Source organism: Microbacterium sp. UBA3394 (assembly GCF_002358725.1).
Taxonomy (GTDB): domain Bacteria; phylum Actinomycetota; class Actinomycetes; order Actinomycetales; family Microbacteriaceae; genus Microbacterium; species Microbacterium luteum.
The window spans coordinates 1-12371 of the sequence record NZ_DEPK01000050.1 but is presented as its reverse complement, the minus strand read 5'-3'; the positions used below and the strand labels follow the sequence as shown (position 1 = coordinate 12371).

Below are 12371 nucleotides of genomic sequence, written 5' to 3'. Positions count from 1 at the left end.
GCGCTGCCGATCCGCAGGCGCCGAGGAAGGATGCGGTGCTGACCGCCCCAGACCAGGCGTCCGTACGGGCGGCCCAGCGCGACGAGGACCTGCAGCACCGCCAGCGCTGCGAGCACGACGATCGCCACCGTGGCCGCGACGACAGTCGCCGCTTCGCTCATCGCGTCGCCTCCACGCCATCGAGGTAGCGGGTGGCGTTTGCGATCAGAGTGTCCAGCGCCGACTGCAGCGCGTCGAGGTCGACTCCGTCCTCCACGCCGTCGTCCTGCCTGGCCAGGCCCTCCCAGGCGGCAGCGAGCAGTCGCCCACCGGCAGGAGTCAGGCGAACGCGGTTAGCGCGACTGTCCGCGGCATCCGGTTCGATCGCGATGAGTCCTCGCGCGGTGAGGCCGCCGAGCTGCTGGGTCACGGCCGCGCGTGAGATGTCGAGCCCCCGCGCGATCTCGCTCTGTCGCGCCGGCTGAAGGGCGTCGATCGTGACAAGCGCAGCGAACGCCGAGATGCCGATGCCGTGAGCAGGCCGGAGGTACGTATCGGCGACGCGGTCCACGAGCGCTGTGGCGCGGTGAAGAGTCAGCGCAAGGTGTTGCGCCCGTTGCGCTTCGTCATCCCTCATAGTTAAGGACTTAACAATATCGGATGGGTCCTGTCAACGGACTTCCGTGCGCCGCCTCCCGTCGCTGCCTGTCCGTCACGACGCGCGGTCGTGGCATCCGTTGTCGTGACCGACCCGACCGCCACACTGGGCGCATGACCCGTCACTGGACTCCGCTCGCCGTCGTCTACCTCGTTCTCGCGGTTGCCGGTCTTATCGTCACCTGGACCTTCAACGCGATCGCGATCGCCGAGGGGAACGACTTCATCGGCGACCTCGTCTCGAGCGGGCCTGCGGTGTCGTCGATCACGAACGACCTGCTGTTCGTTGCCGTGGCAGGCAGCATCCTGATCGTCGTGGAGTCGCGCCGGATCGGGATGCGCTTCGCGTGGCTGTACATCATCGGCTCGGCGCTGACGGCGTTCGCGTTCACCTTTCCGCTGTGGCTCGCGATGCGCGAGCGCCGGCTCGCGACCCGGCGTGCGGAGAGCGACGGCGACGGAGCTGCATCCGCCGGCGCGGTGTGAGCCGGACCCGGCGGGGCGATGGATCGACATCGGGGCGTCAAGCGCGATCAGCATCGGCCTCCGCTCATGCTCCGACGCCGCGGCTGAGGGCAGCGTCGTGGAGCTCGCGGGCTACGCGTTCGGCGCCGTCGGCGTCAGCGGTGCCGACGGGCTTCGCGGCATAGTGGCTCTGATTTCGGGTACGACGCAAGCGGTCGAAGCGACGTGCAGCGACGTCACCCGGCGGCGTGTCCAGTACGGCCCGAAGGAATCGTCCGAGCGCCTCGTGCTGACCCGGCCCGTTGGTGGTGCGATAGCCGTGAGCTGCGAGAAGCGCTTCGCCAATGTCGTGCGCGGCGTCGTACGCGATGTCGTACTTCACCCCGGCGCTCGTCAGGAGCCGAAGCTGACTGATCCGATCGGCGGATGCGGCGAGGAATGCCCTCGCTCGCGCCTCGTCGGCTGGAACCTGATCGATCCGCCGACCGGCGACCAGCGCATCAACTGCCTCCTGCTGCGCGGCAGTGAGGGGCGTCACGGCCATTGCTCACCGCCGATGATCGGCACGATCGGGCTGTTCCGCACCTGGTCGAGGAACCCGGAATCCTCCTGCGCTTCCTCGGGAGAGAGAATCGTCGGGTTGACTGGTCGATGCACCAGCTCCTCGACTCGGTCGCACGCGCCGTACACCGAATCCGGCTCCGGTGACCCGATCACCATGACGTCGACGTCGTTCGGAGCGGTCCCCTCGATGCCGCGCATCCGGGCGGCGAACGAGCCGTAGAGGAATGCCGCCTCGATCCCATCGATCCGCGCGAACTCCTCGGCCAGGAGAGCGGCCGGCCCGGTGGCGATGAGGAGGATCTCGCGGAGCGGCGGGACCAGGGGGCTCGCGGTGCTGGCGCGAATCAAGCGTGTACGACCAGCGTGCCGCTGGGTGAGGATGCCGGCGTCGAGCAGGCGTGCGACTTCGCGGTGCGCCGTGGGATAGGCCAGGTTGGCCCGCGATGCGAGCTCAGTCAGGCTGACCTCCTCGTCGCTCAGGATCACGACCGAGAGCAGGCGGGCTTGGCCCTCCGACCGGAAGATCGGAGCGAGAAGCGGTGCCTCAGTTCTCATAAATCGGATATTAATATCCAACTTATCGATAGGTCAATCGTCGCCGACGCCGACGAGGAACGGCCGATCCCGACCGGAACTCTCGTCGCATCCCAAGCGAGTTACGCGAACATCTGGCGAAGAACGCCCAGGTCGCCCACGGCGAGCGCATCCGCGATCAACTCTGCATCAGCGGGGTCGGGGAACAGGCCGGCGAGGTCGTCGGTGAAGATCGCGCGCATGGCGTCGAGGTCGCCCGCGTGCGCGGCTTCGCTCATTGCCTCGATCGCGCGCTGATAGGGGACTTGTTGGTAACCGCCGGGCGCGTCTGCAGGGTTGAAATACGGAATCCAGGGGAGAGATGCGTTGGGGTGAAGCAGCAGTGTGTCTCCCGGGTGAATGGTCCGAGTGTGATTGAGCGTCGCGATCGTCCCCGCGTTGGCGAGGCAGAATCTCTCACCGATCGCCGAGAGCGCGTCACCCGGAGCGACCGAATAGGAAACGACTCGTCCCTCAGGATCCAGGATGGCACTTCCCTCGGCGAAGTCGCGTGCTCCTCGGTCTACGAGCTCTCCGCTCAGGCTCGCGCTCATCGCACCCAGGTGCAGCCACGCCGGCTCATCGCATCCGGGTGGGCTGTTCCTCGGAATGGCGATGCCGTGTCCGACATCGACGTACCCGTCGCCGAGCTCATCGACTGCCGCTCCGCCCGGGTCGACATCGGTCTCGCGCTCGTCGTGCGAGTCGTCTGTCGGTGTGAAGATCGCCCAGGATGACAGCTCGGCGTGCACGCCCGCGACCGCGGGGGCGGCGAGGGCGACGAGACCACCGACGATGACGACGGTAGCCCCCACGGTGAACTTCCCAGCGAGGTTCATGACGTCCAACGTACGGGAGCACGACGAGCCGCTGATCCTGATTGTGAAGAAAGTCGTCGTGCCGAACCTGTAAGAGCGACGTCCGTCGATCGTCAGGCCTGGTGAACGGGAGCGGAGAAGCCGCCCCGTCACCTGACAAGGAGACGATCATGAACGCCACACTCACCTCGGCCACCGCCCTCGGCCACCGTTTCGCCGACACCGACCCCATTCCGTCCGACGGCTACGCCCGTGCCGTCCTCGCCTACGCCAACGAAAGCGCCGCCCCTTGCGCCGAGCGAACCAGCCCCGCAGACGCCGCAACCGGAGTCGCCGGCTCCGACCGTTCGGCTCTCAGCTGTATGGATCGGGGTCGACGGATGCCCCGACGAGACACCGTTCCTCTACCGGATCACCTGATCGGCGAGCGACGCGGACACCGCGCGTCTTGCGGGTACGTGGGGTGACGACGAGGTGCCCCTGTCGGACGTTGCCGAACGCTGCGGCGCTCAGACGGCCCGCTTCACGCTCACCGCGGTCGGCTCAGGCGGCGAGGTGGTCGAAGTTGTGGAGGCGGAGGCGACTCCGGCCGGCTGAGCTCCGAGAGCCGCTAAAGGCGTCTGCCTTCGCGGTCGCGCGTCACGCGCAGAGACTCCACCGAGCGACGACAGCGCGATGGTCACTGCCGTCGACGGCGTAACTGTGCCAGTCGGTGGGTGCGGCATCCCTCGCGAACACGTGGTCGATCGCCGTGAACGCCGGCACCAGTCTGCCTTCCGGCCAGGTGGGCCAGGGGATCGGGCCCGCCGCTTCGGCGCCGGTGCGGAGACCTGACGCGAGGCGACGAAGCGCCGGGTGAGCGAACGAGGCGTTGAAATCACCGGCGACGATGAGTCGGTCATCGGGGGCCTGATCCACCCACGCGGTGATGTCGTCGAGGCCACTGAGCCAGCCGTTCGGCTGCCAGACCGGTGGCGGCGGATGCACCGCGGCCAACCTCACGTCGACGGCACCCGGCATCGTCGCGACGGCGCTGACCTGGTCGAACTCACTCCCGGGGACGTCCTCCTCCAGCGACAGCGGATACGCAGAGAGGATCACGCTTCCGCTCGCCTGGCCCTGGGTCACCTCACGGGTGCGGTGGGGCAACATGTCGGCCAGGTCGTTCTGGATGAGCACCGCGTCGATGAGCGCTTCATTCGTCTCGAGCAGAACGACGGCATCCGGTCGAGTGGCACGGATGAGCTCGGACAGCGCGGCAGGATCGGCGCCTGAGAGCTTCGCGTTGAAGGACAACACGGTCAGGGGAGTTCCGGCCTCGCACATCTGTGCCTCGCGAATCGGGGTGAGGGTCGGGATGCCGCTGATCGCGGCGCCGATGATGAAGACCAACGCGGCCGCCCACAGCCGAAAAACCATCGACGTCAACGCGAACAGCAGCAGGGCAACTGCTCCGAGCGGAACGAGCGCTTGAAGCACCGGAATCGCGGCCACTCCGCGAATCTCGAGATAGGGCAGCACCGCAGCGACGAGGGAGAGAGTCACCGCGACGGCTGTCCAGACGATCACCTGTCGCCGGGTTCTGCGGCGGACGATGCGTCGTCCCTGCTCGCTGGCCATCGCCCTCATCCTGTCACCCGGACCCGTAGGGCGTCGTCAAGCGCCGCTTCGGGGAATCCGTGCCGTCAGAGCGCCGTCAACGACGACTTCTGCGCCGGCGACGTAGCTCGCGCCCGGCGAAGCGAGGAAGGCGACGACCTGCGCGATCTCCTTGGGATCCGCCGGACGGCCGAGCGGAATGTCGAAGGAGCCGGGATCTACGCGCGACGTCATCGACGTCGGCACGAGCCCCGGCAGAACCGTGTTGACGCGGATTCCGTCTGCCGCCAACTCGACCGCGAGCGACTGACCCAGACCGCGCAAGCCCGCCTTCGACGCCGCATAGGCGTGCAAGCCCTCTCGGCCGCGAATGGCGTCGATGGAGGACACGTTGACGATCACCCCGCCCCCGCGGCGCTTCATGACAGGAGCGACGGTCTTGCACCCGAGAAACGGACCGGTGAGGTTCGTGGCGAGCACGCCGTCCCACTTCTCACGCGACGTGCGATCGAGGGCCGCGGCGAACCCGACCCCGGCGTTGTTCACGAGAACGTCGATGCCGCCATGGCGTCGCTCCGTCGCGGCAACGACCGCCTTCCACTGCCGCTCGTCGGTGACATCCAAACCCGCGGACTCAGCCTTGAGGGAAGACGCCACCGCCTCTGCTCGACGCTCGACGGCATCCGTGACGATGACCCCATACTCGAGCTCGGATAACGCACGCGCGATCGCCGCTCCGATCCCGCGCCCCGCACCCGTCACCAGCGCGACAGTCGCGCGGTCACGGGGTTTCATCGGCGAGGTGTCCATTGCAAGCCATGATCGCAGAGCACATCCACAAGCGAACCGGACGGTGGCCCCTGAGCGTGTCGACGGATCGTCTCGGGCTGACGGCCATGCGCTGCGCCGGACTGCTCGGACGAATCGCCGACAAGGGCGGCACGGTCGACCGCTCGTCGCTCGCCTGCAGCACGCTGCATGTTGGCTCGATCTCGGGGATCCCGTTGAGCTCATGGTGAGCTCGGGCGACGCGCTCGATGCGGTCGTCGCGGCGCTCGCCGCACGTGCGGCCCTGCTCGGTCGATTCGACGCCCCCGCGCCGGAGCACCAGGAGCGGGCCGAGCGCGAGGGTTGGATCGCTCTCCCGGCGGGCGGGCTCGTGGACCTCATCTCGCCGGCAGGATGACGGGTTGGGGCGGTCGCTACCCTGGGCGCATGGAACCGGACTGGATCGAACACCGACGCTCCGACGACGGAGAGAGGGTCGGGTGGATGAAGCCCCTCGACGACGGTTTCATCGCCATCGATCTGCTCGGGCGGCCGCGGACAGGCGTGGTGGACTGGATCACCGCGGAAGAGACTCTCGACGAACTTGGTCTGGGGTATCTCGCCGACCCGCACGAACTGCGTCTCGAGGACGGCTCCTGGCTACGCGTGCGGATCGCGGAGGTGTCCCCCTCGGCGATCCGAGTGAAGAAGGAGGACTGGGGCGACATGAATGCCACCCAGGTCTCCTACCCCGTGGCGTTTCCGGTCGCAGAAGACCAGCTCCGTCCGCTGTCGCGCTGATCGTGCGGCGCCTCGGTAGATCGCCGCACGCAAGGATGGGTGCATGGCAGTCGACGTGACGGTAGTCGGTGGGGGGATCTCGGGTCTCGCGTGCGCACGGGCGGCAACCGCCGCGGGACTCTCGGTGCGGGTTCTCGACCGGGGGCGCCGCGTCGGCGGCCGCCTGGCGAGCCGCACGCTCTGGGGGCGCCCCGTCGACCACGGCGCGTCGTACTTCGTCGTCGGCGACTCTGCGCCCTTCGAAGCGGTCGTCGCCGGGTGGCAGGAACGTGGACTTGCGCGCCCGTGGACCGACACGTTCGTCGTGATCGGCGCCGACGGGTCGCAGACGCAGAAGCCCGGGCCGATCCGCTGGGCCGCGCCGCGAGGTCTGCGATCGCTCGCGGCTGACCTTGCGGACGGCCTGGATGTGCACCTGGACCGCACGATCGAACGTGTCGAGCCCTACCGCGTCGACTGGCAGGATGCCGGTGAGGTCGTGCTCGCCATGCCCGGCCCGCAGGCGGCCCGCCTCACCGGCGCCGCACCCGGCGCCGACCTGGAGTGGGAGCCGGTCATCGCCGTCGCCCTGCGATGGGACCGCCGGCAGTGGCCGGGGGACCTGCACGGCGCGTTCGTCGACGAGCACCCCGACGTGTCCTTCATCGCCGACGACGGCGACCGCCGGGGCGACGCGGCGCCCGTGCTCGTGGTGCATACGACGGCACAGCGTGCGCGGCAGCATCTCGACGAGCCGGCGACCGCGGTCCCCGCTGTCGTCGCCGCCACCCGGCACCTGCTGGGCATCCACACCGAGCCCGAAGAGACCTTCGCCCACCGCTGGAGGTTCGCCCGACCCGCTCAGACGGCCGGTGCGTCGTACTTCCGCGGTCCCGGCCTGTCCGCATGCGGCGACGCGTGGGGCGACAGCCCGGCCGTCCGCACCGCGTGGAGCTCCGGTCACGCCCTCGGCCTCGCGCTCGCCGCCGCCTGACGCATCCCTCGCTCGGCGACGCGACTCCTCGGTCGCGAGGTCTCAGCGGAAGGATGCCGCAACGGCGTTGCGGTGGTATTCGAAGACGATGCTCGTGCGGGTCGTGGCGACCGACTGCTGCGCGGACAGGTGCTCAACGACGAACTCGCGCACTTCCGAGGCGTCCGCGACGGCGATGTGCACCATGAAGTCGTCGACGCCGCCGACGAAGAACAACTGGACGACCTGCGGCAGCTTGCGCACCTCGTCGGCGAACGCCACGATGCTGTCGTGGCGGGCGCCCGGGCGCAGCGCCACCCCGATCATGGCCTGCAGACCTCGGCCGAGTCGCTGGTGATCCACGCTGGCGTGGAAGCCGGTGATGATGCCGCGATCGACGAGGGAGCGCATCCGGGTGTGAGCCGTCGACGGGGCGACGCCCAGCGACGCGGCGAGGTCGGCGTTGGTGGTGCGGCCGTCGCGGGACAGGATCGCGATGATCTGCCTGTCGACGGCGTCGAGGTCGGCGACCTCTTTCACGCGGATGTCACGCTGCGGCCCGGGCATATCCGATCCTTTCGTCGGAGCCTGCGAAGATGCTTTCGTCGCACGGTCACCGATGTGCTCTTCGTGCCGCCCGTGCGGTCATTCGGCCACGCATCGCGGAAGTATCTTCGGAGGAAATCCCACTGTAACGAACATCCGGCGATCATCGAAGAGTACGGCCGTCCTTTCCTCGTCACTCAGGAGTAACGACATGCGCATCGGCATCCCCACGGAGATCAAGAACAACGAGAACCGCGTCGCGATCACCCCGGCCGGCGTCGACGAGCTCGCCCGCCGCGGGCACGAGGTGCTCGTGCAGGCCGGTGCGGGGGCGGGCTCGCGCATCGACGACGAGGACTATGCCGCCGCCGGCGCCGTGATCGTGCCGGACCCCGCCGAGGTCTGGGATGGCGCCGACCTGCTGGTGAAGGTGAAAGAGCCGATCGCCGCCGAGTATGCCCATCTCCGGCCCGACCTGACCCTGTTCACGTATCTGCACCTCGCCGCCGATCGCCCGCTCACCGAGGCGATCGTCGCATCCGGTGCCACGGCCATCGCCTACGAGACGGTTCAGCTGCCCGACCGCTCGCTGCCGTTGCTGACACCCATGAGCGAGGTCGCCGGGCGGCTGTCGATCGCCGTCGGCTCGTACCACCTCATGAGCGCACAGGGTGGCCGCGGGATGCTGCTCGGTGGAGTCGCCGGCACCCGGCGCGCGCAGGTGGTCGTGATCGGTGGCGGAGTGGCCGGCGAGCACGCCGCCGCGAATGCGATCGGCCTCGGTGCGCAGGTCACCGTTCTCGACGTCAACCTGGCGCGACTGCGCGAGCTCGAGCACCGCTACGGCAACGCCCTGCAGACCGGTGCGTCCACGCGCTACGCGATCGCCGAGGCTCTCCAGAGCGCCGACCTCGTGATCGGGTCCGTTCTGATCCCGGGCGCCGCGGCCCCCAAGCTCGTGACAGACGACATGGTCGCGGGCATGAAGCCCGGGTCTCTGCTCGTCGACATCGCGATCGACCAGGGTGGCTGCTTCGAAGGTTCGCACGCCACCACTCACGACGCACCGACGTTCGCCGTGCACGACGCACTCTACTACTGCGTCGCCAACATGCCGGGCGCGGTCCCTGAGACCTCGACCCGCGCGCTCACCAACGCCACGCTCCCATACGTCGCAGCGCTCGCTGACCGGGGGTGGGATGCCGCGGCCGCAGCCGACCCGTCACTGGCGAAGGGCCTCAACGTGCGTGGCGGCGAGGTCGTCAACGTCGGCGTGGCCGCGGCGCTCGGCTACGCCCACGCCGACTGACCCGGGAGGCGGGCCGGCTGCATCCGGATCTGCTCCGTCAGCGTCGAAAGTAGAACCCTTCGTCGAGGTCTTCGAGAAGGGTCTGCTCCGTGGGTTCCCATCCCAGGAGTTCCTGCGTCTGCGCGCTCGAGGTGGGGTTGTCGACCCCGATGAAGTTTCCGACGAAACCGTACCGCTCGGCGGCGACCTCGGGGGCGACGCTTTCCACGGGCACGTTGACACCGCGGCCGATCGCTTCGGCGATCCGCCGGAAGGGTATTCCCTCCTCGGCGGTGAGGTGCAGCGGGATGCCGGCCGGCAGGTCGTCCTTCTCCAGCGCGAGACGGATGGCGCGAGAAACGTCCAGATTGTGTACAGCCGGCCATCGGTTGAGGCCGTCTCCGACGTAGCCGAAGCTGCCCTGCTGTCGCGCTGCGGCGATCAGGGACGGGATGAACCCGTGATGATCACGGGGCCCGTGCACGGTGGGAGACAGGCGCAGCGCCGCGCTGCGAACGCCGCGGGCCGCGAGGTTCCGCAGGATCCCGTCGGTCATGGCTCGAGGGTTGCCGGCCCGCGTCGGGTCGATGACCGTGTCTTCGGAGCCGACGTCGCCGGGGGGAACCGATCCCACCAGCATCATGGTGCCCGACGCCGCCAGCAACGGCTTGCCGGTGTGCTCGAGGGCCGCGCCGAGTGCTTCGATCAGGGCGCGGTCGGCCGCGATCGCCGCGGCGAAGTCTCCGCCGTCGTGGGCGAACGCGAGGTTCACCACGCCATCCGACGCGGCGGCGAGTTCGGCGAGGCGCGCGGTGTCGTCCATGGTGCCGACGACGGGTTCGGCCCCTAGGGCGGCGAGCCGCTGGGCTCCCGCGTCCGTTCGGGACAATCCGACGACCTGATGCCCCGCGCCGATGAGCTCGGCGGTGACGAGTGACCCGATGTGACCGCTCGCTCCGGTGATGAAAATCTTCATGAATCCTCCAATGTCAGAAACTGACATCAACATACGCGTGATGTCAGTGTCTGTCACCACTACGCTGGGCCCATGGGTCGATGGGAACCGGGGGCGCGGGAGCGCCTCGTCGCGGCCGCCGCTGAGCTGTTTCTGGATCGGGGCTACGAGGCGACGACGGTCGCTGAGATCGCCGCACGCGCCGGGGTGACCGAGCGAACCTACTTCCGTCACTTCTCCGATAAGCGCGAGGTGCTCTTCGGCGATCCCGAGGCCTACAACCATGTGTTCACCGACGCCGTCGCGGCGGCCCCCGCCGACGCGAAGCCGCTGGATGCCGTCGCCGAGGCTCTGCGCGCCGCCGGCGGCTTCTTCGTCGGTCGCCACCGCTATGCCGGTGTCCGCCAGCGGATCATCGACGCGAACCCCGAACTCCAGGAGCGGGAGCAGATCAAGAGGCTGCATCTCACCGAGGCGATCGCCGCCGCGCTGCGCGCACGCGGTGTCGCGGATGCGACGTCGCGGCTCACCGCTGAGCTCGGCACGGTGGCGTTCTCCCACGCCTTCTCGCGCTGGGTCACCGCCGACGACGACTCCGACCTCGGGGCTCTGGCGGTCGACGTTCTCGCCGAGTTGCGCGCCGCAGCGCGCTGAACCGCTGCCGTCGGGGCGTCGATGGCGGGGTGCGTGCCGACGGGGTGCGGGGTTCCCGCGCGACACAGTGGCTATCGATCGCGTCGGGTGGGGTCCGGCTCCGGCGCGAGGTGAGCGAGGTCGCCGACGGCGACATCCTCGAGCTTCCGGGCAACCCACGGGTGATCGGCATGCCCGGTCACTCCCCCGGCAGCATCGCCGTCTTCTCGCCCGACGCGCGCGCCGTGTTCGTCGTCGACGCACTCCCGACACGGCACGTGCTCACCGGTCGCACCGGTCCCGGCCCGGCGCCGTTCACCGACGACCCCGCCGGGGCGCTCGCGTCCCTCGACCGCATCGCCGGGCTGGACGCGGATTGGGTGCTCCCGGGACACGGCCCGGCCTTCCGTGGGTCACCCTCGGTCGCCGTCGAGGCCGTGCGAGCCGCCGCCGGGGCGTAGCGGCTCCACTTGCTGAACCGTCAGGGTGCGGGACGGTCGCCGACGTCGACGACGCAGAATCGGTTGCCTTCGGTGTCCTCGAGTACGACGTAGTCGGCGTCGGGCGGGTAGCCGTGCCAGTCCACCTCGTGTGCGCCCAGCGCGAGGAGTCGCCGGATCTCCGCTCCCTGATCCTGTGCATAGAGATCGAGGTGGATGCGGGGCGGGTAGTGCTGGGGGTATCCGGTCACGGACAGGGCGATGCTCGTGCCGGGTCCATCCCACCCGGACTTGTCCGCGGGGTCGAGGATGACCCAGTCCTCGGACGGCTCGTTCCGATTCACGTATCCCAGTGCGGCCCGCCAGAAGTCGCCCGCGCGGACGATGTCCTCGACGGTCAGCACGATCGTCCCGATGCTCAGCATGGCGTCATCCTCCTCCCCGTCCCGCAAGCGGCCAAGGGGTGCATGGTGGCCCCTCCAGGTCAGCGATCCCGCCGTGCGATGCCGGGGTAGTCGACGATGAGGCCGGCCGAATCGACGTCGAGGTCGCAGACGACCCCGAAAGTCGACGACTCGTAGTGGAACCGGAATCCCTCGGGAGAGGCGCTCAAGAGCGTGTAGCGCTGCTCCAGCCGCTCCACCCGAAGGTCACCGGCGCGCACGAACGCCGCGGGAACCTCGACGACGGTTCCGACCGTGAAGTCGAGTCGGTGGAGGGGGAGGGTGTTCGTCACGGCCGACGACTCGATGTCGATGTCGACACAGTCCTGGAGGTCGGGTCGATGGTGACCATCCACCGTCCAGCCGGTCTGGTGATCTCGCTGCAGCGACACCTCACACATGCCTTCAGGCGCCGTGGCCGACGCGTGCGCACCGATCGTTCGCCACCCTGCGTCTGTCTCGATGTCGTACCCGACCGACCAGAGCTCCTCACCGTCACGGGCGGCGGTGTGCCCCCACATGCGGTGACCCGCACCCGCGTCGGAGAAGAACGCGACCTCGAACCCGTGCGCGTGTCGCCAGCTCCCGCTCACCGGCGGCTCCCGCAGATCCATGACGAGAACGTATCCGCGCGCTCGCCGGAACGAAAGCGGCGGGCCGGCATTGCGACTGGAGTCGCCCTCGTGCGCCGCCGCTCCCGCGGAACAGCCACTCAGGGCGCTGTCCCGTGCCGGTCAGGCCGCTGCGGAGCCGGTCAGGGCGCCCCCTGGTGCACCAACTCAGGCTGAGACAGCGGATTCGGTGCGCGGCGACGGTCCCAAGGTCGTCCCAGCCTGAGTTGCGGCACGGGGCGGTTCCACACCATCCTGAATCGCCCTGGGTTTCGTTCC

19 protein-coding genes are annotated in these 12371 nt (G+C 69.0%); 9 read left to right on the top strand and 10 right to left on the bottom strand.

Annotated elements, in window-relative coordinates; all coding sequences use genetic code 11:
- Positions 1-157: 157 nt before the first annotated feature.
- Complete coding sequence (locus tag B4E30_RS02640) at positions 158-616, bottom strand: MarR family winged helix-turn-helix transcriptional regulator (protein ID WP_286793363.1); 459 nt, start codon at positions 614-616, stop codon at positions 158-160.
- A 134-nt stretch (positions 617-750) separates the two neighbouring features.
- On the opposite strand from B4E30_RS02640, the gene B4E30_RS02635 reads away from it, so the two are divergent.
- On the top strand, positions 751-1122 hold the full coding sequence (locus B4E30_RS02635) for a DUF2834 domain-containing protein (RefSeq protein WP_286793362.1): 372 nt from the start codon (positions 751-753) through the stop codon (positions 1120-1122).
- Positions 1123-1186: 64 nt separating this feature from the next.
- On the opposite strand, the gene B4E30_RS02630 is transcribed toward B4E30_RS02635, so the two are convergent.
- The 3 genes from B4E30_RS02630 to B4E30_RS02620 all read right to left on the bottom strand — a co-directional run bounded on the left by B4E30_RS02630 (position 1187) and on the right by B4E30_RS02620 (position 3077).
- On the bottom strand, positions 1187-1645 hold the full coding sequence (locus B4E30_RS02630; protein ID WP_286793361.1) for a hypothetical protein: 459 nt from the start codon (positions 1643-1645) through the stop codon (positions 1187-1189).
- Positions 1636-2220, bottom strand: coding sequence for a helix-turn-helix domain-containing protein (locus B4E30_RS02625; protein ID WP_286793360.1), 585 nt, complete (start codon positions 2218-2220; stop codon positions 1636-1638). Before B4E30_RS02625 ends, B4E30_RS02630 begins: the two co-directional genes overlap by 10 nt.
- A gap of 101 nt (positions 2221-2321) precedes the next feature.
- The gene (locus B4E30_RS02620; RefSeq protein WP_286793359.1) at positions 2322-3077 is read right to left on the bottom strand and encodes a hypothetical protein; all 756 of its coding nucleotides are present in this window, start codon (positions 3075-3077) and stop codon (positions 2322-2324) included.
- Between the two features lie 149 nt (positions 3078-3226).
- Between B4E30_RS02620 and B4E30_RS02615 the strand changes: the two genes are divergently transcribed.
- The gene (locus B4E30_RS02615) at positions 3227-3523 is read left to right on the top strand and encodes a hypothetical protein (protein WP_286793358.1); all 297 of its coding nucleotides are present in this window, start codon (positions 3227-3229) and stop codon (positions 3521-3523) included.
- Positions 3524-3695: 172 nt separating this feature from the next.
- On the opposite strand, the gene B4E30_RS02610 is transcribed toward B4E30_RS02615, so the two are convergent.
- Complete coding sequence (locus tag B4E30_RS02610) at positions 3696-4676, bottom strand: endonuclease/exonuclease/phosphatase family protein (RefSeq protein WP_286793357.1); 981 nt, start codon at positions 4674-4676, stop codon at positions 3696-3698.
- A 36-nt stretch (positions 4677-4712) separates the two neighbouring features.
- Positions 4713-5450, bottom strand: coding sequence for an SDR family NAD(P)-dependent oxidoreductase (locus tag B4E30_RS02605; protein ID WP_286793356.1), 738 nt, complete (start codon positions 5448-5450; stop codon positions 4713-4715).
- Positions 5451-5473: 23 nt separating this feature from the next.
- Between B4E30_RS02605 and B4E30_RS02600 the strand changes: the two genes are divergently transcribed.
- Genes B4E30_RS02600 through B4E30_RS02585 form a run of 4 tightly spaced genes read left to right on the top strand, consistent with a single transcriptional unit; the run spans position 5474 to position 7197 of the window.
- Positions 5474-5674 carry a hypothetical protein gene (locus B4E30_RS02600; RefSeq protein WP_286793355.1) on the top strand — a complete coding sequence of 67 codons (201 nt, stop codon included), beginning with the start codon at positions 5474-5476 and terminating at the stop codon, positions 5672-5674.
- Positions 5668-5841, top strand: coding sequence for a hypothetical protein (locus tag B4E30_RS02595; RefSeq protein WP_286793354.1), 174 nt, complete (start codon positions 5668-5670; stop codon positions 5839-5841). The genes B4E30_RS02600 and B4E30_RS02595 overlap by 7 nt, the downstream gene beginning before the upstream one ends.
- A gap of 29 nt (positions 5842-5870) precedes the next feature.
- Positions 5871-6224, top strand: coding sequence for a hypothetical protein (locus B4E30_RS02590; RefSeq protein ID WP_286793353.1), 354 nt, complete (start codon positions 5871-5873; stop codon positions 6222-6224).
- A 43-nt stretch (positions 6225-6267) separates the two neighbouring features.
- Complete coding sequence (locus tag B4E30_RS02585) at positions 6268-7197, top strand: NAD(P)/FAD-dependent oxidoreductase (protein ID WP_286793352.1); 930 nt, start codon at positions 6268-6270, stop codon at positions 7195-7197.
- A gap of 42 nt (positions 7198-7239) precedes the next feature.
- Here B4E30_RS02585 and B4E30_RS02580 read toward each other — a convergent pair whose 3' ends face one another.
- Complete coding sequence (locus tag B4E30_RS02580) at positions 7240-7743, bottom strand: Lrp/AsnC family transcriptional regulator (protein WP_194384063.1); 504 nt, start codon at positions 7741-7743, stop codon at positions 7240-7242.
- Positions 7744-7933: 190 nt separating this feature from the next.
- Here B4E30_RS02580 and ald point away from each other — a divergent pair, with 190 nt between their 5' ends.
- On the top strand, positions 7934-9031 hold the full coding sequence (gene ald, locus B4E30_RS02575; RefSeq protein WP_286793351.1) for an alanine dehydrogenase: 1098 nt from the start codon (positions 7934-7936) through the stop codon (positions 9029-9031).
- Between the two features lie 37 nt (positions 9032-9068).
- Here ald and B4E30_RS02570 read toward each other — a convergent pair whose 3' ends face one another.
- Complete coding sequence (locus B4E30_RS02570; protein WP_286793350.1) at positions 9069-9986, bottom strand: SDR family oxidoreductase; 918 nt, start codon at positions 9984-9986, stop codon at positions 9069-9071.
- A gap of 72 nt (positions 9987-10058) precedes the next feature.
- Here B4E30_RS02570 and B4E30_RS02565 point away from each other — a divergent pair, with 72 nt between their 5' ends.
- On the top strand, positions 10059-10619 hold the full coding sequence (locus B4E30_RS02565) for a TetR/AcrR family transcriptional regulator (protein WP_286793349.1): 561 nt from the start codon (positions 10059-10061) through the stop codon (positions 10617-10619).
- Positions 10620-10648: 29 nt separating this feature from the next.
- Entirely contained in the window at positions 10649-11059 is a 411-nt protein-coding gene (locus B4E30_RS02560; RefSeq protein WP_349676940.1) for an MBL fold metallo-hydrolase, read from the top strand.
- A gap of 20 nt (positions 11060-11079) precedes the next feature.
- Here B4E30_RS02560 and B4E30_RS02555 read toward each other — a convergent pair whose 3' ends face one another.
- Entirely contained in the window at positions 11080-11463 is a 384-nt protein-coding gene (locus tag B4E30_RS02555) for a VOC family protein (RefSeq protein WP_286793348.1), read from the bottom strand.
- 59 nt (positions 11464-11522) lie between these two features.
- Positions 11523-12095 carry a putative glycolipid-binding domain-containing protein gene (locus B4E30_RS02550; RefSeq protein ID WP_286793347.1) on the bottom strand — a complete coding sequence of 191 codons (573 nt, stop codon included), beginning with the start codon at positions 12093-12095 and terminating at the stop codon, positions 11523-11525.
- Positions 12096-12371 lie beyond the last annotated feature (276 nt).